The 23,662-nt window shown below is 51.9% G+C and carries 29 protein-coding genes; 8 read left to right on the forward strand and 21 right to left on the reverse strand.

Going from position 1 to position 23,662, the window contains the following annotated elements; genetic code table 11:
- Positions 1–93: 93 nt before the first annotated feature.
- From PDM28_RS11405 to PDM28_RS11425, 5 genes are read right to left on the reverse strand one after another with little or no spacing between them, the layout of a single operon-like run.
- Positions 94–2,907 (reverse strand): type IV secretion system DNA-binding domain-containing protein, encoded by a 2,814-nt coding sequence (locus PDM28_RS11405; protein ID WP_311182085.1) that lies wholly within the window; start codon positions 2,905–2,907, stop codon positions 94–96.
- Positions 2,904–3,446: a hypothetical protein gene (locus PDM28_RS11410; RefSeq protein WP_062167816.1), complete on the reverse strand. Its 543-nt coding sequence runs from the start codon at positions 3,444–3,446 to the stop codon at positions 2,904–2,906. Before PDM28_RS11410 ends, PDM28_RS11405 begins: the two co-directional genes overlap by 4 nt.
- A gap of 17 nt (positions 3,447–3,463) precedes the next feature.
- Entirely contained in the window at positions 3,464–4,282 is an 819-nt protein-coding gene (locus PDM28_RS11415; RefSeq protein WP_138927534.1) for a hypothetical protein, read from the reverse strand.
- Positions 4,283–4,325: 43 nt separating this feature from the next.
- Positions 4,326–4,937, reverse strand: a complete 612-nt coding sequence (locus PDM28_RS11420) for a hypothetical protein (protein ID WP_311182086.1) — start codon at positions 4,935–4,937, stop codon at positions 4,326–4,328.
- A 14-nt stretch (positions 4,938–4,951) separates the two neighbouring features.
- Positions 4,952–5,407 carry a hypothetical protein gene (locus PDM28_RS11425; protein ID WP_311182087.1) on the reverse strand — a complete coding sequence of 152 codons (456 nt, stop codon included), beginning with the start codon at positions 5,405–5,407 and terminating at the stop codon, positions 4,952–4,954.
- A 415-nt stretch (positions 5,408–5,822) separates the two neighbouring features.
- Between PDM28_RS11425 and PDM28_RS11430 the strand changes: the two genes are divergently transcribed.
- The gene (locus PDM28_RS11430) at positions 5,823–6,860 is read left to right on the forward strand and encodes an HNH endonuclease signature motif containing protein (RefSeq protein ID WP_311182088.1); all 1,038 of its coding nucleotides are present in this window, start codon (positions 5,823–5,825) and stop codon (positions 6,858–6,860) included.
- Here PDM28_RS11430 and PDM28_RS11435 read toward each other — a convergent pair.
- From PDM28_RS11435 to PDM28_RS11460, 6 genes are all read right to left on the reverse strand, one after another.
- On the reverse strand, positions 6,857–7,300 hold the full coding sequence (locus PDM28_RS11435) for a hypothetical protein (protein WP_311182090.1): 444 nt from the start codon (positions 7,298–7,300) through the stop codon (positions 6,857–6,859). The two genes, PDM28_RS11430 and PDM28_RS11435, sit on opposite strands and share 4 nt — an antisense overlap.
- Positions 7,297–7,584 (reverse strand): hypothetical protein, encoded by a 288-nt coding sequence (locus PDM28_RS11440; protein ID WP_311182091.1) that lies wholly within the window; start codon positions 7,582–7,584, stop codon positions 7,297–7,299. Before PDM28_RS11440 ends, PDM28_RS11435 begins: the two co-directional genes overlap by 4 nt.
- Before the next feature lie 175 nt (positions 7,585–7,759).
- Positions 7,760–8,275 (reverse strand): hypothetical protein, encoded by a 516-nt coding sequence (locus PDM28_RS11445; protein WP_311182093.1) that lies wholly within the window; start codon positions 8,273–8,275, stop codon positions 7,760–7,762.
- 4 nt (positions 8,276–8,279) lie between these two features.
- Positions 8,280–9,104, reverse strand: coding sequence for an abortive infection family protein (locus PDM28_RS11450; RefSeq protein WP_180845979.1), 825 nt, complete (start codon positions 9,102–9,104; stop codon positions 8,280–8,282).
- 317 nt (positions 9,105–9,421) lie between these two features.
- Positions 9,422–10,252 carry a hypothetical protein gene (locus PDM28_RS11455; protein ID WP_311182095.1) on the reverse strand — a complete coding sequence of 277 codons (831 nt, stop codon included), beginning with the start codon at positions 10,250–10,252 and terminating at the stop codon, positions 9,422–9,424.
- A gap of 102 nt (positions 10,253–10,354) precedes the next feature.
- A complete protein-coding gene (locus tag PDM28_RS11460) occupies positions 10,355–11,092 on the reverse strand; it encodes a hypothetical protein (protein WP_311182097.1) in 738 nt (245 codons plus the stop codon).
- Positions 11,093–11,277: 185 nt separating this feature from the next.
- On the opposite strand from PDM28_RS11460, the gene PDM28_RS11465 reads away from it, so the two are divergent.
- A complete protein-coding gene (locus tag PDM28_RS11465) occupies positions 11,278–11,661 on the forward strand; it encodes a hypothetical protein (protein ID WP_311182098.1) in 384 nt (127 codons plus the stop codon).
- A 455-nt stretch (positions 11,662–12,116) separates the two neighbouring features.
- Here the strand turns inward: PDM28_RS11465 and PDM28_RS11470 are convergent, their stop codons facing one another.
- The 5 genes from PDM28_RS11470 to PDM28_RS11490 form a co-directional block, all read right to left on the reverse strand.
- A complete protein-coding gene (locus PDM28_RS11470) occupies positions 12,117–12,335 on the reverse strand; it encodes a hypothetical protein (RefSeq protein ID WP_311182099.1) in 219 nt (72 codons plus the stop codon).
- Positions 12,336–12,428: 93 nt separating this feature from the next.
- Positions 12,429–12,662 carry a hypothetical protein gene (locus PDM28_RS11475; protein WP_311182100.1) on the reverse strand — a complete coding sequence of 78 codons (234 nt, stop codon included), beginning with the start codon at positions 12,660–12,662 and terminating at the stop codon, positions 12,429–12,431.
- 202 nt (positions 12,663–12,864) lie between these two features.
- Positions 12,865–14,097: an ankyrin repeat domain-containing protein gene (locus tag PDM28_RS11480; RefSeq protein WP_311182101.1), complete on the reverse strand. Its 1,233-nt coding sequence runs from the start codon at positions 14,095–14,097 to the stop codon at positions 12,865–12,867.
- Positions 14,098–14,872: 775 nt separating this feature from the next.
- Positions 14,873–15,451, reverse strand: a complete 579-nt coding sequence (locus PDM28_RS11485; protein ID WP_311182102.1) for a nucleotide-binding protein — start codon at positions 15,449–15,451, stop codon at positions 14,873–14,875.
- An 8-nt stretch (positions 15,452–15,459) separates the two neighbouring features.
- Positions 15,460–15,630, reverse strand: coding sequence for a hypothetical protein (locus PDM28_RS11490; RefSeq protein WP_311182103.1), 171 nt, complete (start codon positions 15,628–15,630; stop codon positions 15,460–15,462).
- A 151-nt stretch (positions 15,631–15,781) separates the two neighbouring features.
- On the opposite strand from PDM28_RS11490, the gene PDM28_RS11495 reads away from it, so the two are divergent.
- Positions 15,782–15,928: a hypothetical protein gene (locus PDM28_RS11495; protein WP_311182104.1), complete on the forward strand. Its 147-nt coding sequence runs from the start codon at positions 15,782–15,784 to the stop codon at positions 15,926–15,928.
- A 162-nt stretch (positions 15,929–16,090) separates the two neighbouring features.
- Here PDM28_RS11495 and PDM28_RS11500 read toward each other — a convergent pair whose 3' ends face one another.
- Positions 16,091–16,561 (reverse strand): hypothetical protein, encoded by a 471-nt coding sequence (locus PDM28_RS11500; RefSeq protein ID WP_311182105.1) that lies wholly within the window; start codon positions 16,559–16,561, stop codon positions 16,091–16,093.
- Between the two features lie 38 nt (positions 16,562–16,599).
- A complete protein-coding gene (locus PDM28_RS11505) occupies positions 16,600–17,484 on the reverse strand; it encodes a hypothetical protein (protein WP_311182106.1) in 885 nt (294 codons plus the stop codon).
- A gap of 460 nt (positions 17,485–17,944) precedes the next feature.
- On the opposite strand from PDM28_RS11505, the gene PDM28_RS11510 reads away from it, so the two are divergent.
- Positions 17,945–18,481, forward strand: a complete 537-nt coding sequence (locus PDM28_RS11510) for a hypothetical protein (RefSeq protein WP_311182107.1) — start codon at positions 17,945–17,947, stop codon at positions 18,479–18,481.
- A 26-nt stretch (positions 18,482–18,507) separates the two neighbouring features.
- A complete protein-coding gene (locus tag PDM28_RS11515; RefSeq protein WP_138927554.1) occupies positions 18,508–18,747 on the forward strand; it encodes a hypothetical protein in 240 nt (79 codons plus the stop codon).
- 56 nt (positions 18,748–18,803) lie between these two features.
- Here PDM28_RS11515 and PDM28_RS11520 read toward each other — a convergent pair whose 3' ends face one another.
- Positions 18,804–18,989 (reverse strand): hypothetical protein, encoded by a 186-nt coding sequence (locus tag PDM28_RS11520; protein ID WP_138927555.1) that lies wholly within the window; start codon positions 18,987–18,989, stop codon positions 18,804–18,806.
- A gap of 222 nt (positions 18,990–19,211) precedes the next feature.
- Between PDM28_RS11520 and PDM28_RS11525 the strand changes: the two genes are divergently transcribed.
- The 3 genes from PDM28_RS11525 to PDM28_RS11535 are packed head-to-tail and all read left to right on the forward strand — an operon-like array spanning position 19,212 to position 21,015.
- Positions 19,212–19,430, forward strand: a complete 219-nt coding sequence (locus tag PDM28_RS11525) for a hypothetical protein (RefSeq protein WP_138927556.1) — start codon at positions 19,212–19,214, stop codon at positions 19,428–19,430.
- On the forward strand, positions 19,427–20,467 hold the full coding sequence (locus PDM28_RS11530) for an ArdC family protein (protein WP_311182108.1): 1,041 nt from the start codon (positions 19,427–19,429) through the stop codon (positions 20,465–20,467). Before PDM28_RS11525 ends, PDM28_RS11530 begins: the two co-directional genes overlap by 4 nt.
- A complete protein-coding gene (locus PDM28_RS11535; protein WP_311182110.1) occupies positions 20,464–21,015 on the forward strand; it encodes an ankyrin repeat domain-containing protein in 552 nt (183 codons plus the stop codon). Before PDM28_RS11530 ends, PDM28_RS11535 begins: the two co-directional genes overlap by 4 nt.
- A gap of 3 nt (positions 21,016–21,018) precedes the next feature.
- Here PDM28_RS11535 and PDM28_RS11540 read toward each other — a convergent pair whose 3' ends face one another.
- The gene (locus tag PDM28_RS11540) at positions 21,019–21,846 is read right to left on the reverse strand and encodes a hypothetical protein (protein WP_311182111.1); all 828 of its coding nucleotides are present in this window, start codon (positions 21,844–21,846) and stop codon (positions 21,019–21,021) included.
- A 92-nt stretch (positions 21,847–21,938) separates the two neighbouring features.
- Positions 21,939–23,603, reverse strand: coding sequence for an ATP-dependent nuclease (locus tag PDM28_RS11545; protein ID WP_311182112.1), 1,665 nt, complete (start codon positions 23,601–23,603; stop codon positions 21,939–21,941).
- Between the last annotated feature and the right edge of the window lie 59 nt (positions 23,604–23,662).

The raw sequence follows: 23,662 nt of genomic DNA on the forward strand, positions 1-23,662 counted from the left end.
CATAATTGGGGTAAAACCAACATAAGGCAGTTTGGGATCTTGTAAAGCAATTAGCCCCGATTGCTCGGGGCTAATTCTATGGAGACTGAGCAATCAGGCCCTACTGTTCTCTCTCATGAAATCCTCCACTTGATCTGCCTCTAGTCCTCCGACCTCACAGATCTCTGTTCGCGTCGAACCGGCGCGCGACACGACGATCAATGCCTGGCCCTGGAACAGCGTGTTGGCAAAGTCGTCATCGTCCATCACCCAAGACAACTCTGTGCCTTGAACCGTTTCAAGATCGAAGTTCTTGATTCGTGCAACGTCTTCAAAGCGGTGGGCCGCATCCTTAACATCGATTTGTCGGGGAGCGGAGTGGACATAGGAATTCTGTATCGCGCCGACTCCTTTCTCTCTCAACTTCTGCATGAAGACAGCATCGGGATGTTCGGGATCGACCAGGGCGCTATTGGCGTAGCGCTGGAGCATAGCCTGGTTGTTGATCCCGACAGATGCAGTCTTATATGGCGTGAGCCTTGCTTTCCCTAACATCTCTTGGAAATACTTGTATGTGCTATGTGAGCTCTCGTTCTGCATAAGAACTTTGGTAGCGAAGAGCTCGAATAAGTTGTGCGCCCCGTGTTCACTGAAATTGGCGAGGAAGGAGCTGATGTTCTGCGTCAAGAAGACGAAGTAGCAGCCCAAGCTTCGCGCCATTGCGATCAAGTCACGCTCTGCTTCACCGATCACAGACTGCGCCTCGTCGATGAAGTTAAATACTGGATTGTGCCCTTCGAGGTCAGCCCAATTGACTGGTCGATTTTTGATGAGGTTGTAAACGCGCATCCGCACGATGTCTGCTGTGATCTGTCCACCCACGCCATGGACCATGGTTGGCAAGTTGACACCGATCCAGAGCTTTTCAGTCAATACGCCTTGGAAGTCGATGCCTGTCTCGGTGTCGGCCCACAGAACTCCATCCGCGTTTTTGAGATGTCGGCCACGGAAGACGTCGTTCAATGCGTTATCGATGTTCGAAGTGATGCTTGTTCGAGTCTCAGGTGCCATCACTGCCCAGGTGTCTGCGAAATACGAGACTGACCCTTTGATCTGGTTGGCTGCATCCGCCACATTCAAATAGCCAGATTTTTCAATGAAGTCGAACGCGCCCCGGAACTCTTCGTGGAGCTCGAGCCCTTTTTCCGTTTGCTTGATCTGATTGACCACGTTTAAGAAGCGCTGGATCTGACCAATTGTCCAGTAGCACGAGCGCGGCTGCTTCAAAGATGCTTCCAACTTGCGGATATTTGCATTGGTCTCTGCAACCGCATTTCTTGCATGCTTTAATCGCTCTTGATCACCTTCCAACTCAGCAAGTTGCTCAATTGCAGTGAACTTGATCAATTGCTGTTCTTCGTCTGAGATCAGCAGCGCCGTGTTTGTGCGAACAAACTTCTCAGCTTCGCATGCCGCTTCAACAATCATGGCAACGTGCTCTAAGACGATGAAACCCATGCTTGTCCAGAAGCTGCTCTCGTCCTCCGACATTTTGCCTTTGCGCTTCAACTCTCTGAACGCTTGGACCAACTGTTGAGCGTTCATTCCTTGGCTTAGAGATAGGTTGATGCCAGGCTCAATCACGATATCCATCAAGCTCATTACTTCTCGAACGAGCACGTTTTTTCCGTCACCCACAATGGCCCCGGCCCATTTCGTCAACTTCACCAAGGCCATGATCTTTCGAAGCCAGAAGGTTTTGCCGCCACCAGACTTGCCGATCACCAGGATGTGCTGAGAAGTGTCCTTTAGAGAAGCTACAAGCATTTTTCCTGGGACTGGCGCAAAACGATACATCTTGTTGAATAAGAAGCCAGTGGCTTTTCCCAGCGGGATAAGCGGAGTCTTGTCGTTGAGAGCACGCAACGCCTGAGCGATCCACTGCTTCTTCATCATTCCACGAGCAGTCTTCTCATGACGTCCGATTGTGAAGTGATTGCTGTTTGACGATGTCTCAGACGTGCGAGTTTCACGCTCAATCTGTGTGTAGCGAATGCAATACAAATTCGGCACTGCAAAGATGAGGATCAAGCTCAGCGGTGCGGGAAGGAGTGACACAGCCACGGCATAGACAACGAAGGAAACTTCGACCTTCAACGCTCTCGCGAATAGATCGAGTGATTTCTCATGTTTGGTTCCTTGCTTGCTACTGAAATAGCAGCAAGCAAACGTGAGGGTAACGACAACCAAAAACACTATTCCCAGCGGAATCAAAGCGGGACCGGACATGAGACTTCTTAGAGCTGCCACGCGCTCATCGCCCAACGATTGGATGCCAACAAATAGTGGTCCGATTAGCAAGCAGAAGAATGCGCCAATAGCGTGAGAAGCTGACTTGTCTACACGAATAGCTTTTAGATACGGCACTGCTGCAAGAAGAGCCAGGTATCCATAAGCTCCGAAGAAACGACTAAGAATGAAGGCTACGCAAGCGATAGCGGGAAGCGCTGCGAACATCAATGGCATCGCCGAGGAGACGGATCCAGTGATCGTGTCTTGAGGTAGCACTACGCCGTCCATCGGCTTGCCAGAGCGCGTGATCTTAGAATTCTCAAAGCGAACGATCATGTCGTCAGTGGCGTCAGGCATCCACGGTTCAAGATCCTTCGAATGCTTCAAATCATCGCTTACGTGCCAGGACCCATCAGGGAATTGAATCGCCCCATATGCTTCTACAATGGCCTGATCTTCTTCATTGACATCGACCAGGATGTTGCTTGGGACTTTAACGAAGTCATCGAATGCGCCGACCACTTCATGAATTTCTTCATTGGTGCGCTCTTGTATTGACGCTTCAACATCAACAAATCGCTTCAAGCCCGGGACTTTGCCGAGAACACTCAGCACCTGAAAGATAGTCGGGATCATAGTTCACCCGCCTTTTCCATAACTTCTTGGCACTTCGGATTTACATCTGATCCAGTCTCGATTGATTTCTGATACTGCGCTTTGCACGCCGCATATGAAGGTGATAGACCGACCGCGCTACCTACCTTGCTTCCGAGAGAACCCAGGCCCATCATCATCATGAAAGCAAATAGCATTGCAGTGATGAGGGCTGTGCTAAGCAAGCACGCATAGACACCGACATAGCTGGCCTCGACTCGTCGACGTATGTCGGCTCTTTGACAGTCTCGTCCCCATCCCGACTGAGTCATGACCCCGTCCAGCGGGTAGCGGTCTTTGTGGAAGTAGTAGTAGGTGCGAATCACATCGGGGTGCAACGGACCCAGACCCTTGCTTTCAACGCTTCCGATAAGCAACCTTCCATGAAGGTGCATCCAGCGCGAGCCGTCTGCGCTCTTGACCTTTGTTCTGAATTGACGGAATAGACTTTCGAACACACTGATCTCCTGTTTTTTTGAGTGGTAGATCAGCAATAAGCCAAAAAGCAAAAAGCGCAACACGAGGGCTGCGCTTTTTTTTATTTTAATTGTTCTGCGAAGTGATCGAGATCATTGTTAGCTTTCTCTACCCAATCACTTCCCTTTGTATTGGGTTGTTCAATCTGTTGTCGCATCTCTGATCGTTTTTTGGGTGCGCGAACAACCGCAATGGGTGCAGGTGATCGGTCTACCTTCTGGAGCTTCGGTTCAACCGACTTTGGCTGCTCCTCGACACTGGGCGTCACAGACATCTCATGCACAGGCTCTATGACCTGGACGGGCTCAGATGCTTTGGGCGCTTCCTGGACCTGAGGTGCTGGCGCAACAGGCAGTGTGGAAGGCACATCGACCTGGTGCAGCTCAGGGGTCTTCTCGCTCTCGTGCTGAGTCCAGAACCATACACCTGCTCCTGAAAGAGCGGTGAAGACTGCTATGGAAGCCAGGATCTTGAAAGTGGGCTTCGATAGCGCTTGGGGATTGGCAACAGCTGTGTTCTCGATGGCCGGGTTTTGCTCTTCCCGATCAAGCTCAGCATTCTGGATCCGCTTACCATCCTCCTGTTCTGCTCGCTTCGCATCCTGTGCTTGCTTCCATGCACCTGCCTTTGCTTTGGCCCGCTGCGCTTGTTCCTGGGCAAGCTTGGCAGTCTTGGCCGCAAGCTCTTTGGCAAATTTGCTCGTGGTTTGTGCAGTGGCCTTGGCTGCGATCTGGGCCTGTTCCAAGCGCTGATCCATCTTCCAATCTTGAACTTGCTGCCTGTTTAGAGGACTTGGAAAAGATGACCCACCTTCTTTTTCAGCCTTAAGCTTTGCAGCTTTTTCCAATAATTTTCTTCGTTCGTAATCACTGATACTCATCTTGATCTCCATTTGAGATAAGAAGAGCCCCGAGAGGCTCCACTTATTTCAGCTCCGGCAGTGGGGAGACTAAGATGCGGTGGGTTGGAACTTTTCCGCATTGATTGTCGAGTTCGTGTTTTGCCAAAGCTGCTCGCCCATTGAGTTCACCGACGACTGCCAAGCACCCCGCCCCACCCTCCGTTCTAACAGTCAGCTCATTCTTTGAAGACTTCAAGATCGTGCCGAGCTTGTCGAAGAAGGCTTTGGTCTTTTCGTCAGGCTTGACCACCGATGCGGGGTCATACTCGATCACTAGACCTTGGAATTTTTCCGTGGCCTTTCCATCGGCAGAGGTGTCGGTCTTCACTTCAACTGTTGCCTTCATTCCCGCCAAGCGAGCTGCATCTGCGGCTTCTCTGGCTCGTGCGAGCTCTTGCTTGTAAGCAAAGCCTCCGCCGATCAATCCGCCCGCAGCACAGCCTTTCAGCGCACCGTCTTTGCCTGCAAAGATGGCCCCGAGTGCACCACCAGCTGCGCAGCCAATTCCCGCGCCTTTCGCGACTGTGCCTTTGTTGACCGGTGAGGCATTTCCGCCGGCAAGTTGGTCAATGGTGGCGCATCCTGCGAGTGAAGCGGCAAGCATCGTGATCATGGTTAATGTTAATTTGTTCATTTCTATCTCCTTTGTTAGTTAGGGTTGTTGTTAGTTTTGGTGGCACCTTGGCCCTGCATCTCATTCAATATTTCTCGACTCGACCTCCTGCCCTGCACTGCCGGCATTGCCTTTTCTTGGATCGGCTCACCGTTCAATGCATCTGAAAGACTTCGAACAAAGGCCTTTGTCAGATCAGTGCTTCGTTCGATATGCCGCTCTGATGCCTCGGTCATTGCCTGGATTCCTGCACTTAGATCTGAAAGAAGTTCTCTACGAACGTCTGTCAGTCGCCTTTCCTCACGATCAGCAAAACTCCTAAGCTCTTGCATTGTTTTTTCATGGAGCTCGTTGAACAGTTGATCGTTCAACAGTCCATCTACCGCCATCCGCATCAACTCATTGACACTCGTTCTTTTCCGAATGGCCATTTCGTTGAGTGATCTCAATTGATCACTCTCAAGTAATACATTTCTTTTGATCAGCTTCATAAATTCTCCGTATGGCATAAATTGACCGTAAGGCGATTCCGTGAATTGGCAAGGGGTGTGCTTAAAATTATTTAGCGAAAGATGCTGAGGGGAATTGAAGGCATTAAAAAGCCCCTTGTCGGGGGCTTCTTTTAATCCTTGCGCTGCAAAGCTCTCAGAGTCTCTACACAGGGCGCGCGGGGGTCAGCGCGGAACACCCCAAGGTGCGTCATGTGTATGATCTAGACTTGTGAAAATGACGATGACTTTGCCGTTCCGCCCGCCGACGCTTCTGCTCTTTCTTTTCGCTCCTGGTCTTTCTTTTCGCTCCTGACTCTTGCGCCGATCTCAATTTCTGCTTCACTGAAATGAGATCAAGCAAGCACGGGAGACGACAGCTTTTATGGAGACAGCAGACAAAATTAGGATCGAGCAAGTGAACGAAGCGAAGCAAAGTTCGCTTGATGATCCGATTGCGAATTTCAGCCAAGCCATCTCTGAACTATCGGCTCGCCAAGCATTCAATCTGCCAGCACAGCTTCGCCAACAGTTGAGATCGATGCAGACCTCTTGCCCCATCTGCAAGATCGACTTCACCAATGAATCGTCAATCATCGTCGCTCAGATCGTTCCCATTGAGCTTGGGGGCCCGGATGACTTCTCTAACTGCTTTCTGTGCTGTGAGCGCTGTAATCGCAGGCGCGGCACTTCAGATCTGCTCAGCCTGGGCGGTGCGTTCTGCAGCCCAGCTGCTGCCCCACCCCTTCCATCGCACGGCCGCGCCCTGGGCTTTTCCCCAACTGACCTGATTCAGCGCCGCGTCGAGCTCCTCGCGCGCTCTGCCAATCACTGGACGCCCCACACCCACAATTCAATGAAGAGCTCAGTGTTGAAGCACCTGGCCAAGCGTTGGGCCGAGCCGCGCTTTCGTGTCTTCGCGCACCACACGTCTGACCTGGCACTCATCGGCTTTGCCAGACGCTCTGGTGATGCACAGAGCTTGGCCGTCGCAAAGGTGCTGACCAAATTTCAGGGTGCCAGCGCGGCGCTGCTGGACGATGCCGTGAGCGTCTACCAGATAGATCGAGAGCACTTCCTACCCTTGATCTGGTCACTCATCGAGCTCAACGCCTTTATGGTGCCGGTGCGAGTCCCAGGCAAAGACGCACATCCATTCGGAAGCGAGTGGCAAGACTTCTGGCCAGACCATGTGCGGTCTGTCGCTGCTCTCAGATCGCGCCTACGGCCTGGTCATGCCACCAGGGCACAGCAAATTCGCCGCTGCCCTGACGCAAGACGGGCGCTATCTGACAAGCCTGACGCACTGCGGAAGCGTCGGAAAAGTGCCGCGAGGGTTGAGCGAAACCGCAGCCAGCGGCTCGCTCTCTATCACCAAAAGCGTATTGAGGAGGCTTCCCAGGACAGCGCTTACGCAGTCCTGGAAGCTCGCCTTTTATCTCTCCAACTCAGCTAAGCATCACTCCTTTTCATGACAGAACCCATCAGCTTCTCGCATCGAGAGAGTTCAGCGAGATCAGAATTGTCGTAAAGCATTTTCAAGTGACGATCCGAAATTGATCGATAATTGTATCCGCGCTCAAACATCGTTCGACTATTGCGCGAGAGCAAATACGCGCCGTGTCCAACGAGCAACCCTCTGTTTTTAGCAAGACGCACAATTCGATTGCTGGATCTTTTCCCATGACGACTAGTGACATGGAGAGCCTGATCAAAAATGTCTGCTGAGATATCCTGACAGTCAAAGAAACGTTCGAACACGTTCTTTTTTGAATAGATCGCTGCAAACCCAAGGATTTCGGCCCTCGCCGACTCATCATCTTCTTCCAACCAAAACTCGATAAATCCACCGCAGCGACATGCATCTTCAAGCACACTCTCAAAATAAAAACTCATTGAGCATCCTCCGCGACATCCAAGATGATCCCACACGCAGAGAGATGGACTTCGACACGAATTGAGTGTCCAAAGAAATTAAACCCGATGATGACATTGACAATTTGTCGAGTGCGCAACACCCCTACGCAAATCGCCCATTTAGCGTGGCGCATGATTTCGCAATAAGTATCTTCGATTTCAACATCGAGAGGAAGAAGGCGCTGAATGATATGCGCCAAATCGTGGTGCATCAGGACGCTGAAATCTTCAGATTGCAACTCAGTCAAATCAATAAAACTCATTTTTGTCTCCGATACTTAGCGGGCTGCTAAGCTTCGAAAACAAAGATATGCATTGCATTAACAAACCTCCACGTGAACACTGTCCCTTTCCATAAATGCTTGTTCAGCTTCCGCCGCCGAGCATAAAAAAGCCCCGCAAAAGCGAGGCTATCAGCTCAGCTGGAAGGCTGAAAAACTACTGTGGCTGCAAAATTTTCGCAGAGATTTGTTCAATCCACGTTGCTTGGGCAATCCCAGCAACAGCTTCAATTGGATAATTGACAATGTGCATACGGATGTGATCTGCCCCCTGCTTCTCCAATGTGACCAATCCGAACGGTCCATCTACATCGAAGAGATGAAAGTCGCCATGGATAGCACCGCACGCTTGGCAGCGGTTGGCGAGGTAGCGCGTGCCCGATCCCTTTGTCGTCGCCATCAGCATCCAGGGCGCAGCTGCTGAGATGTGCTGCGCGGCTGGAAGGTTGATCGACTCCACAAATCTGAGAACGGCTGCGTCTTCGACGGAAAGCTCTTCGCCGTCATCAAAACGCTCGACGAAATTTGGCACCCACAGAGCACTCACCGATACAACGGCTGCGCATGTCCAGCACTGATGTTCTGTCGTCAGCACTGCAAAACTGGGGCTTAGGATGACCGAGCTGAGCTCCGGCAACGCCGCTAATACTGCTTTTCGGTGTGGTTCGATCATGTCCCTATCTCCCCTTGGCCAGGGCTTTCCGGGCCTGCCAAGTTTCCACAACAAACAGGCACAAAGAATGAGCTGAGTGGACAACGAGACGGGCGTGCCTTGGAGCGACCTTGTAGGCGCGTTTGTGCTGGCCGTGGGCACTGCCCGCATGCGTTCGATAAGCACCGAGACCATCAATGATGGAGCTTAGCCCCGACAGCACACGCTTCAAGTCGTCGTCTTCCAGCTGCTCAGGCGACAGCTTCAAGTGCTTAGCAACGACAACCCACAGGGGCTTCACTGTCTGACTCGTGGGTAGGTCCAGGCGCTCCGTGGCGATGTAGTGCTTACAGAGAGCTTCAACGATTGCGCATGCTGCCGTGACGGCAGCGGCCGGATCACTGTCAATGAATCTCACCGCTCGCTCAAACTCTTCCTCCACTTCTGCGACCGAGAAGTCCTTCAAAGCATCGCCGAACGCCTTGCTTGGAGCTGTGACAGAGTGAGCGCCCAGAATGCGGCCGCCAAATCCATAGGACAGTTGATAACGAGCGAGAATTTCGTTGATTCGCTTGCGAGCAGTGAGCTCTTTGTCGGGGTCCCATGTCGAGACCTCACCATCCATCAGCGTTTCAATGAGCTTGCCAAGGATGGTGAAGGCCTTAGAGACATCCTCTTTCCCTTCTCTCACAAGCCAATTTTGAACCTTATCAACGCAATTTCCCTCAGGAACATCGCCAGAAGCGCCTGCTTCATAGAGCATCGTCTCCAAGCGTCGGTGACTGTAGTAGTAGGAGCCAACGACATCACCAATGGTGGCAGCCAACGGCTTGGGGAACTCTTTCAGCATGGCTTGGTCCGGTCAGTAAGGAGTTGGCATAGCCGACAATGCAGCCTGTCCGTAGAGCATAAATGCAGCGCCGAGCGCATAGATCAGCCATCCATATGCTGGGCGCACAAATGCGACAAGAATCAACCCGAAGATCATCGGGATCGCCGTGATCCCGAGGTAGTAGCCCCAAGTTGACGGAATCGTGCTTACCGAGCTTGGCGACTCCTGGAACTCCACAAGTAGCCCGAAGGCGAGCCAAGACGCGAGAGGCCCAAAAACAGAAGAGCCAGCCCGTGCATGAACCGCGTTCGCCTGCGAATTTTAGAGTGTGGCATCTAGAGCACCTGCCGATAGACCACACGCTTGTGCTCGTCGTTGGTGTAGCAGACCAGTGATGCCATCTTGCCAAAGACGCCTATTTTTTCTACGTCCCATTCGTTCTTATATTCCGGATAGGTGTGCAGATGCATGGTGTCTCCCTTGACGAAGTCAGGTCGCTCAAAGGTCACACCGTAAGCCATGGCAATCGGGCCGTAATTTTTAGCTTCCTCTACTGCCACTGGACACTTCGAGGCCAACGCATAGCTTGCGTATTGGGAGGAACGCTTAGCGATCTTACGAACATCTTGTGGGGACATGAGCACCGAATACTCGGTGTCTGTCTTCTTCTCAAACAGTTGGGTCTGTCCGTAGACCTCCCGCCTGTTGACTAGCGGCGCACCCTCGACACTAGCCAGGCGGCAAGCCAATGTGTTCTTCAAGGTGGTGAAATCGTAGTCCGTGCAAAAGCTTGGATCCGCTGTATACGCCCCTTGATCAGCATCATATTTGACCTTCGTCGTGAATTCGAAGAGATAGACTTTGCCGGCATCAATGCCAACAGGTAGAGATAGCTCCGCTTTCCGCTTCTCATAGTCCGCGGTGGTTTCGAACTCGCCTTTTGCCACCTGGTTGCGCGCCCGGATGAGTTCCTGGTAGAACCGGATGGGAGGATTCAAACGAACCGTCTCACCATCGAAGGCTTTGCCTACCCAAGGCTCCTCTGTAATGACAATCGGAGGCTTGTTTGCCACGTGACCGGAGGTTGTTGAAGCCGCGTCCTGCTGACAACCTACAAAAAAGACGCATAGTGCGGCCAGGACGGCCGGTGAAATGGTAGAGCGCACGAACTTCCCCTGTTCCCTTGACGACAACCGCATTGTAAGCGCTACGTGAAGACTAGGGGTGTCAGAAAAATCTGACACTCGGCCGATGCACCGTGTGCTAGCTCAAAGACGACGGGAACTGGTGACTCGCGTTACAGATGCCGGACCAAGACTATGCTGGCTTGCAACGCATTCCTTGAAGCTCGGGGGAATTTCCACTGAGTTTGTCTGGAACTCTTTTTGGGTCAACGTAGACTCATCAGCGCCTTTAGTATGTGAGCACCTTTCCACGACACGCCACTGATCCTCCATGTTCTCGTCATCGTATTCGACTCGATCAAGCCGAAGGCTGCTATCTGAGATGATGTATGAAGTTCCGTTCTCATCTGAAATCACAGCTCCGGCCAGACCAAGATGATAGGCGGTTCGGCCGCGTATGCTCTGCAAATCCCAGGCTGGATCTTCTCCATTGGCATATTCAATAAGCTCATCGTTGCCACTACAGTCGTCAAACTCAATCGCGCATGCCCACAGGTTCTCCCACTGTTCTTTATCGTAATCGAATTCAAGGCAGGCTTTTTCGAACGCAGATCTAATATCTTCCCCCCTAATAATTAACGGGTTTCCATGCCTGTCAGACATGTAGTCAATAGAATTGGTTGGTGATACATCCAGGTTGTGAAGCATATCGGTAGTGAGCATATTCCCCTCATCTTTAAGCTCTATTCGATACGTTACGTCACCAAAGTGATCTAGAGCGTTATCAGAAAAGCACAGTCCACGAATGACATTGTCCTTCGTAAAATCATCTAATGGAATTTTGCAAAGATTTTCGTTGTCAGTGCAGTGATATAAAAACATGAGATCTCCCAATTATTTGAACAACCTCATTAAAGCGCAAAGCTATTCTTTAGCAATGGTTTTTACCCTTTATTCGCAAGAATTCGCTCGCCATAGTTGGCAGCGCAACGAGCGCTCAGGGCGGTAGACTGCTGCACATGCAATGAGTGATCTACGCACCTAATTCAGTCCGCCCAGGAGGGCAGATGTCTGTCATTACTATGATCGCGGGTGCTATCACTACCGCTTCGCTCGTTGCCTTGATCCACTATGTTTGGAGTGCCCACTTCCAGCCACAAGCGTTCGTTCGCCGCGCCCACATCCAGTCGGTCATGTCACCTCTAAAGTGGATCTACTTTGGCCTGGCGTGGCTGGGCGTTGCTATCTTCATCTATGGGGGCACCAAAAGCGCATTGTTTTGGATTCCTTACGATTGGGGCTGGACAGACGAAGACGGAGATGTGCAGCCACTTAGATCCTACTTCGCTGTCGCCGCAGCAGTGGTGTTGACGTTTCCTGTGCTGGGCTTCATCTACCGTGCGGCAGCAGACCGTTGGGACGCTATTGAGCGGAAGAGCCCTGGTTCCTGAGCAAGCGACTCAGGCCCGCATGGGGCGATCAGTGATCGCGTGCGGCGCACCCAGTGGCGCGGTGGGCCAGCGGCCTATGGTCCTGGTCAAGCAGCACGAAGTTCTCGTGCGAATTCCATCCTTGATTTGATGAGCTGCCGGACATCCCAGCGCCGGCGTTCCTCTCTCTCTACCAGCTGTTGCTTGACTCGTTCAACAGCACGCCATTTATGATCCTCGATGGCTTGGCTCTGCAAGAACAAAGAGCCCTTGCCCGAAATCAGAACCGTGTCTCGTCCGTAGACGTTGACTAGGCCCTTGCGTGCCGCTCTGTCAAAAGCATGGTCGAAGTCAGACTGAGCATACCCCGTCAATTCGTGAAGGAATTCAGCGGGAGAGCAAAGACCAAAGCTCTCTCTTTAGCTGCAAGGCAAACTTGGACATCTGAGATATAAGCGTTCATTTGGTCTCCTCGGTTAGACGAATCGGCGGACGGATTTGGTGCCATCGAAGCAGCAGAACTCAACACGAGTCTCAACTTGCGCCTCACTTGTCCGGTTGGTCGTCATCAACCCTTTGAAGCGCTTCCAATAGATCCCCAGTGAGAGCTTGGGAAATCCTAAACCGTCTTTGCCAATACGCTCTCTAAGTTGTTCGGGGGTCGTGATGTCTTTGAGTTTAATTTGAGTGTTCATAAGTGATCTCCTTACCTTATATTCATTGAAAGGCAGATCGAACTTTTGTCAATAGATGCAGCCATTAAAAAACCGCCCTTCGGCGGTCTTTTCTTATACATAGCAATTGAGCTCGCGCTCTGGCCTTTGACCCAATGGCATAAACAGCCCTTGCTCTGTGTAGATCCAAAGATCATCGTCTAGCACGTCACTCGAAGATGCCTCATCCCAGACAAGCAATTTCTCCTTGATGCTCTTTCCCGTTGAAAGAAAGACTCCCTCTTTGATCGAAATAACTCCGGCCTCACGGGCCTTGCAGATGAGTCTTTGAATTGCGTTGATTTTCATGTGATCTCCTTTATTGAGTGGATGAATCAAGCAAAAGGCAGATCGAACTTTTGTCAAGCTTCCAGGATCTAATCAGTGCCTCTAAATCAGAGGATTGGTGCTTACCCGACCGCCAGCACCTGGGAGCGCAGCGCAAGGCGACCGATGGGAGACACAAAAAAGCCCCGGCGAAGGGGCTCTATCTTGAACTTGGGTAGGTGCATCAGAGCCTTCGGGCCTGGACTCTTTGAGTGGCCGCAGTGCCCTGGCTGTCAGACTTCGCTTGATCAACGCATTGATTGAAGCTCTGTGGGATTTGGACAGTTGAGGCTTGAAGCTCTCTCATCCTGAAGTCAGCCTCCATAGCCTTTACAAGTGTTACTTCTGATTCATCAAGCTGTTCGCAAGCTGCTTCCACATCAGACACGGCGATCAGCATTTGAATCATTTCCATATCCTCATTTTCCGCCGCAGCTCGCAGCGCCTGTGAACCATTCGCCTTGGGGTCTGAGAATGGAATGAGCATTTTAACTATTTCTGTGTGGCCATTTTCCGCCGCATCTCGCAGAGCCTGTGAACCATTCGCCTTGGGGTCTGAGAATGGAATGAGCATTTTAACTATTTCTGTGTGACCATTTTCCGCCGCATCTCGCAGAGCCTGTGAATCATTCGCCTTGGGATCTGAGAATGGAATAAGCATTTTAACTATTTCCCTGCGGCCATTTTCCGCCGCATCTCGCAGCGCCTGTGAACCATTCACCTTGGGGTCTGAGAATGGAATGAGCATTTTAACTATTTCTGTGTGGCCATTTTCCGCCGCATGCCGCAAGGCCCGCGAAGCTTTGGCCTTTGAATCTGAAACAGGAAGTAGCAGTTCAAAGATTTCTTGCCAACCCCGCTTTGCCGCCCAAGCCAATGCCTCTGAGTCATTTGCCTTTGGATCTGAAACAGGAATAAGCATTTCAACAATATCCCCATACCCCTTACAGGCGGCATCTCTCAACGCCCCTGAGTCATTTGCCTTTGGATCTGAAACAGGAATAAGCATTTCAACAATATCCCTATATCCGTTACAGGCGGCACCTCTCAACGCCTCTGAGTTATTCGCCTTTGGATCTGAAACAGGAATAAGCATTTCAACAATATCCCTATATCCGTTACAGGCGGCATCGCTCAATGCCTTTGAGCCATCTGCCTTTGGATCAGAAACAGGAATAAGCATTTCCACAACCTCTTTAAACCCGTTGTATGCGGAATTTCCCAACGCTCTTGAGTCACTTGCCTTTGGATCTGAAACAGGTATAAGCACTTCAACAACGTATTTACTCCCCCTCGCTGCTGCCCAAGCCAATGCCTCTGAGTCATTTGCCTTTGGATCTGAAACAGGAATTAGGCCCTTAACGACTTCTAGCCAGCCATACTTCGCAGCTCGAATTAGTTGTTCTTCATTAGTCATAGTGATCTCCTTTTTCCCAGTAAAAGGCCAATCGCATTTTTGTCAATACCCCTTAATATAAAACTTCAACAAACAACAAGGAGAGCAAAGACTGTCCTCACAACCTCCGGCCAACAGCGTTCGCATTTGGAACTGTTGTCGCCCGCTCTATGAAATATGCTTCCAGCCGCCTAGATGCGGCGAACCAAGCTCTCTCCTTGCAATAACACATCGCCTCAGAAGGACAGCAGTGCAGATAAAGAAGCTCCATGAGGCCCTGATGCTGCTCCTCCGCAGCAATCGCCATGGCCCTGCTGTATTCGCTTGGGCTGCCTGGCCCGACGCTCCCTGTCCTTGCCCACTCGACCATTCGTAGGATCAACTCAGGGTCTGTGCCTTGCCGTAGATGACACCAGTGCTCGATGGCCTCCGGGTCAGAGACTGGATAGAGCACCAGAGCGGCTTGAAGTCGAGCGTTCATTGCCGCCACTGCCAGGGCTTTCGAGTGCTGAGCCTTGGGGTCAACCTGGACCAGCAGCTCATGCAACGTGACCAGGTCACCTGTCCTTGCTGCCTCAATGAATTTCTCTTCCGCTGGTCTACTCACCTGCGTCACTCATGGGTCTTGCCTGGTTCTGCCCTTTCCGGCTGCGGACGTCTAGGTCAAAGTAGGACTGCCGGCACTCATAGTCCTCCGGCTCAGGTGCCGACCTAAGTTCGACGTTGATCCGCTTTTCGCTGCAATGCCCAGACTGATGAATGACGTCTAGCGCGGTATCGAGATCTGGAAGGCGTCTCATAGATCGCCCCAGGCTCGGCTGTCAAATCCTCTCACTGCTCGCGCAATCGCTTTGATGTCCTGCTGAGCGTGGCTGGATCTCACCCCAACACGATTAAAGACCGTCTCACCGTAGCCATAACACGAGGAAAAAATGGCGCGATCTCTCACGATAAGTGCCCCGGGAGGGAGCTGTGCGAAGCGCTGGCGATGCTCAGAGCGGTCGGAATTGAAGCGGTTGGCCACAATGATGTGAGGCAAGCCTTTCTTGCGCACGAGCTGCATCGTTTTCAAGAACACGACATAGCTCACAGCATCCAAGAGTGTTGGGATGATGTAGACGTCAGCCTCAGGAACAAGACCGTTCTCAGGCAGCTTCGGTGGCGTGTCAAAGAGGTGAAAGTCATGCTGTGCCCGTGACTTCACGACACCTACCGTGAAGGCCGTCTCCTCGGCCAGCCTTGCCCAGGCGAGGGATGAGCCTTGGACGTCCAAGTCAGCGACATAGACGCTGGAACTTGGGTAGGTGCACTGCAAGCAATGAGCGAGATTGAGCGTGAGAGTCGTGCGCCCTACTCCCCCTTTGCCATTCAACATGCAGATCTTCATGAGAGCACCGCTTGGACTTGTGATGCGCGCTGACGGTTCCAATGACCCATCATTCGTCTATCTCGATCTTTAGCTCGGTTCTTTAAACGCGATGCTCGCTCTTCTTTCTGGTTTAAATGAGCTTGATAGAACTTGATCGTCGTGTCGATGTCATATTTGATTTTCATGCTGATCTCCAGTCGGGGTTATTCCCTAACTTGAGAAAAAGGCAGTTCCAACTTTTGTCAACAGTTTTGACTCCAAATACTTGACAAAATTGCGATCAGCCTTTTAATAAATGAAAGGCACTCAAAGCCTCATCACCAAAAGGAGATCAACATGTTCAAATATCTTTTCAATCACGAAAGCCTTTTAATTTCGGCAGGCTCAATGGTCACACTGGCTGTTCTTGCTTTGCTGAGCTGCTACGCGGTTCTCTCTGGCATCGGCCGCTTGATCAGCAGTGCTCTGGGAACTGCTGTATGAGGCGCCTGATTACCTGGCTGATCGTCATCACATGCTTGATGATCGGATTTGATTATTTGTCAGAGAAGGCTATTGGAAGCATTCGAACGATTGAGTCATCTCTTGCGAGAATTGGATCCAGATAAACGAAAGGCCACTCCAAGTGGCCTTTGTCAAATCAAATCATCGTCGCTTGGTCTTAGCCATCTCTTTTCGCGAACGTTTGATCAATGGTCCGGACGGACCAAGAGATATACCCATCTCTCTTGCGACACCGGAAATTATTTTTCGAGAGTTAGGAAATACACCGGAAACATCACTCCGTGTCATACCTTTTTTGAGAGCATGGCGCAGCAGAGCTTTGATTTCCTCACGCTTCTTAAGTCTTTTTATCGAAACTGGCTCATGGCCGACCATCTTTCTAGCGCTCTGAACAAGAGAACCTGAGACCTGCTGCTCTCGTGCAAGCTGGGCGAGACAGTGCCCAGGATCTCTAACAAGTAACGCCGCGATTTCGAGACGCTTCTTCTCTAGCATTTCAGTTCTACGAGGTGCGCCGACCTGGATGCAGATGCTACCGATCCGTTGCCTGGTCAGACCGAACTCACGGGCGAGGGACGAATGCTTCTCGTCGCCCCGCTTGAGCTTTCGCACCAATCGAGCCCTCTCCTTAACGCTTAGCCGTCTCATAGTCATAAAGCGACCTTCGCTCGCATTGCGCGTTGCTGACGCGCCAAGACTGACCCCTTCTTTTCGGAGGACGCTGAGGCGTCACCGGAAGCCTTTGCCGCTCGGAATTGATCAAGGATGACGACGTTGGTGCGAGATTTGCTGACAGAAAGAACGTTGTGCTTATTAATCGAGAAACCGGTAACTAGTCCACACTCCGGGGCAGACAAAACTACCAACGCCCTCTTGACTTCAAATTTAAATTTCTTCAACTCGAACCCGGAACGCGCCAGGCGTTTTAGCTCCAATAGCGAGATTGGAGGAACAACTTTGTGAGTAGCAATGAAGTCGTGAAGCCACAATGCAAGTTGATTATTCCCCAGTGCCACTTTACGAGTCAGATCATTGACTAAAACTTCATCATCAAAGAGTTTGGATAATTCCTTGTTGATCGTGATCGTGATGTTCCCTTTTCGCACCCTCGTGCCAACGTTGACTCGCGCAATCTTCACTCCAGAGACCAACCCTCCCATGTAGTCGTGTGTTGCCGTTTGATAGCTGATCTCACCACTTCTCAGATCCCTGAGCATCTTGATTAAGCGACTGTGCATCTGCGAGCAAGTGGATTTATTACCCATCCTTCGAAGCAGCTCGTTCCCACTGATTTCAACGGTGTCGGTCTTCTGCTCGACATATGCAGAAATGATGCTCTGCCACAGCAAAGAGTGATGCTGATTGAGCACAGGCCCCGTATAGCTCACCTTGGTTGCGCGTAGCTTTTGAACGGCCAAGCTGGTGTCTTCGAGATGAATTTCTACTCGCTCACTCTTCGACGTCATAGACGTTCCAAACAGTGCGGATCGCGCCAGGCCCAATGGAATTTTAGAATAAATATCTTCTTTACACACGAAACCATCTCCTTAAAATGACATCAATTAAGGAATAGGCCAATACCACCTTTTGTCAACCTCAAACAGCAAACTGTTCAACACTTCGGTTAAATTCTCCTGCGATATATCGAGAACTTTGTGCGATATATCTAGGACCGCACTGCGATATATCGAGAACCATCACTGCGATATTTCAAGAACTTTCTGCGATATATCTAGAACCGAAACAAGCGAAATCCCTTGTGGCACAGCGGTTTCCAGCCTCCTTAAGGCTCTTAGGCTTAAAGCTAAAGGAAAGAAGGGCGCTGTCGCGCTCTTTTTTTGGATCAAGAAAAGAGCAAGATCGTCAGCACTTGTCACCCCCTCCGCCTATGCCCCCTGCGAGGGGGCGGCGGGTAAGCCGGGGCTATCGCTTCACCTGGCAGCTGCGCTGCGGCTTCGCCCCAATGGGAGTTGAAGGGCCGCATGGCTCGGCCTGATGATGGGCGATAGCCCGTTCCACAGCCAGCCCCTTGGGGGGCGTTGGCGCAGGGGGGTTGAAGTCGGGGGTGATCTACGTTGTGATCTGCTTGCTCGCTTTGAGCGCAAGGGGATCAAGGATGAAATCACACATCGTATTCGCAGGAATTTTGCTTTCGACAGGTTCAACGGCTCCGCCAAGGGGTTCTGCGGCCCAGGTATCGTCGAATTGACAGGTGTTGATCAGAACGCAACTGATGGCCGCGTAGGGGGACGGAACTACGGTGGCGACATGACGATGAAGGTCACATCCGGGCGGAAGGTCATCACCCCTCCCCTGGGCGTTGGACGCATTAGCGCAGCCTGTCTGGGTGAGTCTCGGAAGACTCTGCTTGTCATCGAGGACAAGGCACCCGCTACGCGCTACTTCAAGGCCTATGATGCAGTGAGCCTCACGCCGATCAGTGAGAAGGAAGGTTGCGACGCTGCATGCATGGCGCAAGCTGGTGTCAAAGTCCCTCAGAAGCTCGCTTCGTTTGATCCACCCATTGACTGATCCACACACACTAAAGAAGAACTTTCATGTCCTTGACTGAACAACTTGACCTGAAAAACGGCGAAACACTTCGCCGGGAAAGCTCGCGAGAAACTGGACCGCTAGGCAACATTGACATCACCAACTACTCTGTTCTTGACGCCCATGGCGATGTCGTCGGCAAGGTCGAATATACAGAAGATATGGCAATCAAGGGCTTCAAAGTGACGCATAAGGCCGTTAGAACTGACTTGGAAGGTAAGACTGTCCTGCAGAAATTCTGGTAGAGCATGCCCTGCTGCAGACGAAGAAAGCCCCGGATTTCCGGGGCTTTTTTTGTTGCTCAGTTCCAGCCGAGGTCAACTCGATCAAGATCGTAGTCGCGACCGATTTGGTGAGCAGCTTCAAGAGCTGAAAGATCGCCATAACGCTGTTTGAACTCGGCTTCTGAGAAGCCCGCTTCGTCGATGCTGATGCCAAACATCTTGGTGAAGTGCTCGTTTGCTTCGTTGAAGAATTTCGTGCTCATCATCCTGCTCCAATTGAGCCAATTGCTCGCGATAAGAGCAAGGGAAGCGGTGAGAACGCATTGCACTGAAAGCCGGAACAAAGTGGAGGAGCGCTTGCGCTTGCAATGCGTTGAGCGACCGATCGTTGTCGCTAGCCATTTGCAAATTGGACCAAATAAATTGTGCTAGAAACCCCTTGCCAAACGAGTCAGTTGCCTTAGCTTAAAAACAGGAGGCAATTTATGGCTGATGAAGATCTGTATTTCGAAGAGACGGCGGTAACACCAGAGGATATCTACCCGCCCTTCAAGCGATTCGTCGCAGAACGGCACGGGGACGGCCTGCTCTTTAGCGTAGCCACTGATCAGACAGAGGCCGAAGGCCATTTCAATGACTTCGAGATCATCGATCTTGTCGATCTCGCTCTCATGCAACACCGCAGTATTTGGATTGGCGCATGAGCAAGACAGACGACTACGCGCGCCAATTTGTTGATCTCGTGATCCGCAGCCTGGAGAGCCACACAGCGCCCTGGACGAAGCCTTGGAAACCAGGCGAAGTGCCAGCAGGGCCACACAATGGGGTAACTAACCGAAGTTACCGTGGCGGCAATTACATGAACTTGCTCATGACACAGCACGAACGCGGCTATCAGTCTGCTGAGTGGTTGACGTTCAAGCAGATCGCGGAAGCCGGTGGCAAAGTGCGTAAGGGCCAGAAAGGCACGTCGATCCAGTTCTGGAAGACGACAGAGCCAAGTGCAGAGCAACTGGCTGAGGATCCAACGGCAAAGAAGCGCATGCAGGTCTTCTACTTCACAGTCTTTAACCGCGATCAATGCGATGGCTTGCCTGAGCCGAAAGCTCAGCTCCAAGTTCCGGACCAATGGCGACATGAGAAGTGCGAGCAGCTGATGACTGACTCGGGCGTGCCGTTCAACTTCAATGGCGGTGATCGGGCTTACTACCGTCCTGACATCGATCAGATCTTCATGCCTTCGAAAGCAGCGTTTAAAAGCCAGGACGGCTTCTATACAACAGCCCTTCACGAGCTGGGCCACAGCACCGGCCATAAATACCGATTGGGACGCGATCTATCGGGCAAATTTGGTAGTGAGAACTACGCTATTGAAGAGCTGCGAGCCGAGATCTTCTCCTACATGACCGGCGAACGCTTGGGTATTGGACATGACCCTGGTCAGCACACGGCCTACATCAAATCCTGGATCAAGGTCCTCAAAGATGATCCCAAAGAGATCCTCCGCGCGTGTGCGGATGCAGAGAAGATCTGCAATTTCTTGAAGGTCGAGCGCTACGAGGAACTCCAACAGAGCCATGTGCAGGACCAAGAGCTAACGGGCCAAGAGCCCGTTCAACAGAGGCCAGAGCGTAAGGCCCTGCCGAAAGCCGTCGATCCCCTTGCATCTGAGTTGCTTGACGATCAGATCAAAGACATGAAGGCGCGGCGCAAAGCCAAAGAACTGGCGGTAGCGCTATGACCGAACGACTGCCACAAATCCATAATTCAGACCGCGAGGAGAGCCGGCAGTGCTACACACAGCCCGGGCAAGACACCCGCCCCAAGCTCTTCGATTTTGGCAACCTAAGCCCTGAATCCCAGGCCATCTATGAAGCGAGCCGAGCCGGTTCCAGGTTCGATCACCTCATCGATCACGCACTACTTCTGTCCCGCATTCAGGGTGACAAAGAACAGCTTGTCTACGCCTCTGAGGTGGATGACACGCTTCCCGGCACCGCCCTCCTGGACGCCGTCGACAACGGGCGCTGGAACGAAGCCAGAGGCCTTATCCGCTCACATGTAGACGTCAATGCGACCAACACGTTTGGACAGACAGCCTTGCACCTCGCAAACGACCCCGGAGTGATCGATGCCCTACTTCGCTTTGGGGCGAAGCAAGACATCGTCGATGACTATGGCAACACGCCGATGCAAGCGGCTATGGAGCGCGGTGATCGCGATGCGCAGCACCTGATGGTGAAATACCGATATGGAGCCGATCCGAGCGCCACCGCGATGCGCCTGTGATGTTCAACGCTTAAGTCGGTTCTTTAGGACTTGGCCCCTGGGTGAACTCAGCTTGGCGACGTATGCAGCCTCTCCCAGCATCGCAACCATGTTGCCGTCCCGATGCGGCATCTCAGGCCAAATCTGATCGGGGATCTGATCAAGGTAGATCGGTATCTCAACCTCATCGTCCGGGCCGAGAGAAGCGTAAAAGTCAAACGATGGCGGCTGCCAACCATCTAACGGCAAAGTCTTATTGACGATGATTGCGAAGGCTATGGGATAGCACTTCATGATCATCACTTGCGAGGCTATCTTAGTCCCGGTGTAAGTTATAAATAGATCACGAGCGACCGTTCTGCCAGCGAATGGATAGACCCAATAGCAGACTCTACAATCTTGCAAGAAGGTCGATTGGTCGTTGAGCACATACTCGCCAAACTTCTGCGGGTCTCCCTCGTTGTAGCGATTGATGCCTAGCGCACAGAGGTGCCCTAGCACTGCCCTGGCTACGAGTTGCGGCTTTACTCGAACGGTCTGCGATCCATTAAGCAGGATCGGTGTTCGCAACATCGCAGTCACCTGGTCTGCCATCGCCACTAGGGCCTTGTCGTAGCGTGACAACACGACGCCATTGCAGCGCTGACAAAGGCTTCTGAACTTGATGCCGTCTGGCATCTTGGTGCCGGGAGGCGCCTTCTCTGCACCCAACACAGAAACGAGATGGTTGAGTCGCAGAGCGATGTTTTGCGCCAGCGCTTTAGGCGGGATGTGATCTTCGGTCAAAGGCCCTACGGCGCCACAGATATTGCACCTACCCAACTTCGGACCGATGACGTTCAGAACCGGCATGCTTGATCTACCTCGGGCAGGAAAAAGTGAAAAGAAAGACTGATAAATTTTAGGGCCGTTGCCGTAGCCCTGATATCTCGGACATCCCGTGACTATTGGGCAATGAGCAGCTCAATGGCGTTCTTGAGGCTTGGGGCAAGCTCCGGGAAGTCGCTGTGCCCCTCTACACTCGCCTCTGAGTAGACGTTCCCAGGGACCCTGTTCTTCAACTGACCCATCACAAACTTCCCTTTCGCCCCCTTCAATGGTCGATGTTGCAGCGCCGCCCAAACATCTGCATTCGTAGGGCCACCGCCTGCTCCATGAAGCTCTTGATTCGCTGCGACACGCTGTTTTGCGAACTGGTCTGAGATGGGCACGGTGTTGTTCGCGATGATGTGATTCACCCATCCCTCACATGTAGCAAGCGTTTCGCCAGTAAGCGATGACAGGAAGCTTGGGTTGCAGAACTCAGACTCGATGTCGGATTGGTCTGTAAGCCACAAGGCAATGCCCTCTGCTGCATAACTATCCACCAATTGCGCCGCCTCGTCGTCAGTCAACGAATCGCGGTCTCGGTGAACCAAGACTTTGAACTTGCCACCTAGTGACTCCCTGAGCTCTACTGCCTCAGCCTTGGTCAGGAGATGCTTGTAGCCCCGGCCTGGGAGAACAGTCACAGACCGCTCGATCTCGGGCCACTGTCGAATGAGCTTCTTTAATAGCTCGTTCTTCGCGTCTTCGCTGACGATGATCACCTGCTTACCGAACGCCCCCCAACCCAGCGCCAGTTCGACCACAGACCTATCGTCGGATTTGATCTCACCGTCTGCAAGCCAGACCACATTAGCGTCAACCGGCGCTCCTCTTACGATGAAGGGAGAGTGCGTTGACATGACGATCTTAATCTCCTGCGCTCTTGCGATCTCCAACAAACTGCTTGCCAGCTTCTCTTGAATCGTCGGATGAAGATGGATATCAGGTTCGTCAATAAGCAAAATTTTGGGCTTGAAGAGCAGGATGTAGCAGAAGATCTGAATCAGTTGCAGGAAGCCCGTCCCAAGCAGCTCCAACGGCGTCCAACGACCGTTTAGCTCTGCGTGCGCATGGATGTCGAAGTCCTTAGACTCATCGAACACGATCTTGAGCTTGATCGCTCCCAAAAGCGGCTCCAACCACTCTTCGATCTTGACGATGTCAGCAGCCGGCAGCAGGTTTAGCGCATTTCGCAGATAGACGTTCGAATCGCCGAACGAGCAGGCTTTGAGCACAACGCGCTTAGAATTCTTGTGCTCAACATTCGGGATGCCCGAAATCCCAGGAATGAACCCGCTAAAGAAGACATCCTGACCACGGAACAAGGGGCGAACTGATTCAGGCAATTCACCCTGAACAGAGATGCCCGCGTTCCTAGCAGAGCGCATGACGAGCTTGGCAGTCACGATGTTAGGGGGCACAACTCCAGCTGCGTCGTCGAGAAAGCGGAACTCAACTTTTGAGGACGGGCTGTTACCTTTGTTCCCCCAATCTGCACCGTGGCCTAGCTTCCAATACTGATCACTCGGCAGATAGTCCAGGTCATTGATGCTGACCATTGCCGTTGATTCGGCGCGAATTCGATCTACCTGCCGCATCAGGCATGAGGCAAGATGAAGTGCCTGCAAGATGGAAGACTTGCCGCTGCCGTTGGATCCGACCAAGATGTTGAGATCTGCAATTGGCAGCTCGATTGCATCGATCCGTTTGAACTTTTCCACCTTGATTGATTCAAGCTTCATCCTATCCACCACCCCTGATTTAAAAAATAGCCTTGAGACGATCTGTTCTAAAAATTTTT

Origin of the sequence: Stenotrophomonas aracearum (assembly GCF_031834615.1) — a bacterium.
In the GTDB taxonomy this organism is placed as follows: Bacteria; Pseudomonadota; Gammaproteobacteria; order Xanthomonadales; family Xanthomonadaceae; genus Stenotrophomonas; species Stenotrophomonas aracearum.

Bases quoted from the DNA above. Each gene is read 5' to 3' on its own strand.
- PDM28_RS11525 (WP_138927556.1), top strand. From the start codon at position 19,212: ATGGCTGATGAAGATCTGTATTTCGAAGAGACGGCGGTAACACCAGAG.
- PDM28_RS11460 (WP_311182097.1), bottom strand. From the start codon at position 11,092: ATGTTTTTATATCACTGCACTGACAACGAAAATCTTTGCAAAATTCCA.
- PDM28_RS11490 (WP_311182103.1), bottom strand. From the start codon at position 15,630: ATGAAAATCAAATATGACATCGACACGACGATCAAGTTCTATCAAGCT.
- PDM28_RS11485 (WP_311182102.1), bottom strand. From the start codon at position 15,451: ATGTTGAATGGCAAAGGGGGAGTAGGGCGCACGACTCTCACGCTCAAT.
- PDM28_RS11515 (WP_138927554.1), top strand. From the start codon at position 18,508: ATGTCCTTGACTGAACAACTTGACCTGAAAAACGGCGAAACACTTCGC.
- PDM28_RS11475 (WP_311182100.1), bottom strand. From the start codon at position 12,662: ATGAAAATCAACGCAATTCAAAGACTCATCTGCAAGGCCCGTGAGGCC.
- PDM28_RS11405 (WP_311182085.1), bottom strand. From the start codon at position 2,907: ATGATCCCGACTATCTTTCAGGTGCTGAGTGTTCTCGGCAAAGTCCCG.
- PDM28_RS11495 (WP_311182104.1), top strand. From the start codon at position 15,782: ATGTTCAAATATCTTTTCAATCACGAAAGCCTTTTAATTTCGGCAGGC.
- PDM28_RS11420 (WP_311182086.1), bottom strand. From the start codon at position 4,937: ATGAACAAATTAACATTAACCATGATCACGATGCTTGCCGCTTCACTC.
- PDM28_RS11425 (WP_311182087.1), bottom strand. From the start codon at position 5,407: ATGAAGCTGATCAAAAGAAATGTATTACTTGAGAGTGATCAATTGAGA.
- PDM28_RS11450 (WP_180845979.1), bottom strand. From the start codon at position 9,104: ATGCTGAAAGAGTTCCCCAAGCCGTTGGCTGCCACCATTGGTGATGTC.
- PDM28_RS11530 (WP_311182108.1), top strand. From the start codon at position 19,427: ATGAGCAAGACAGACGACTACGCGCGCCAATTTGTTGATCTCGTGATC.
- PDM28_RS11545 (WP_311182112.1), bottom strand. From the start codon at position 23,603: ATGAAGCTTGAATCAATCAAGGTGGAAAAGTTCAAACGGATCGATGCA.
- PDM28_RS11415 (WP_138927534.1), bottom strand. From the start codon at position 4,282: ATGAGTATCAGTGATTACGAACGAAGAAAATTATTGGAAAAAGCTGCA.
- PDM28_RS11470 (WP_311182099.1), bottom strand. From the start codon at position 12,335: ATGAACACTCAAATTAAACTCAAAGACATCACGACCCCCGAACAACTT.
- PDM28_RS11480 (WP_311182101.1), bottom strand. From the start codon at position 14,097: ATGACTAATGAAGAACAACTAATTCGAGCTGCGAAGTATGGCTGGCTA.
- PDM28_RS11465 (WP_311182098.1), top strand. From the start codon at position 11,278: ATGTCTGTCATTACTATGATCGCGGGTGCTATCACTACCGCTTCGCTC.
- PDM28_RS11440 (WP_311182091.1), bottom strand. From the start codon at position 7,584: ATGAGTTTTATTGATTTGACTGAGTTGCAATCTGAAGATTTCAGCGTC.
- PDM28_RS11435 (WP_311182090.1), bottom strand. From the start codon at position 7,300: ATGAGTTTTTATTTTGAGAGTGTGCTTGAAGATGCATGTCGCTGCGGT.
- PDM28_RS11540 (WP_311182111.1), bottom strand. From the start codon at position 21,846: ATGCCGGTTCTGAACGTCATCGGTCCGAAGTTGGGTAGGTGCAATATC.
- PDM28_RS11445 (WP_311182093.1), bottom strand. From the start codon at position 8,275: ATGATCGAACCACACCGAAAAGCAGTATTAGCGGCGTTGCCGGAGCTC.
- PDM28_RS11510 (WP_311182107.1), top strand. From the start codon at position 17,945: ATGATGGGCGATAGCCCGTTCCACAGCCAGCCCCTTGGGGGGCGTTGG.
- PDM28_RS11520 (WP_138927555.1), bottom strand. From the start codon at position 18,989: ATGAGCACGAAATTCTTCAACGAAGCAAACGAGCACTTCACCAAGATG.
- PDM28_RS11535 (WP_311182110.1), top strand. From the start codon at position 20,464: ATGACCGAACGACTGCCACAAATCCATAATTCAGACCGCGAGGAGAGC.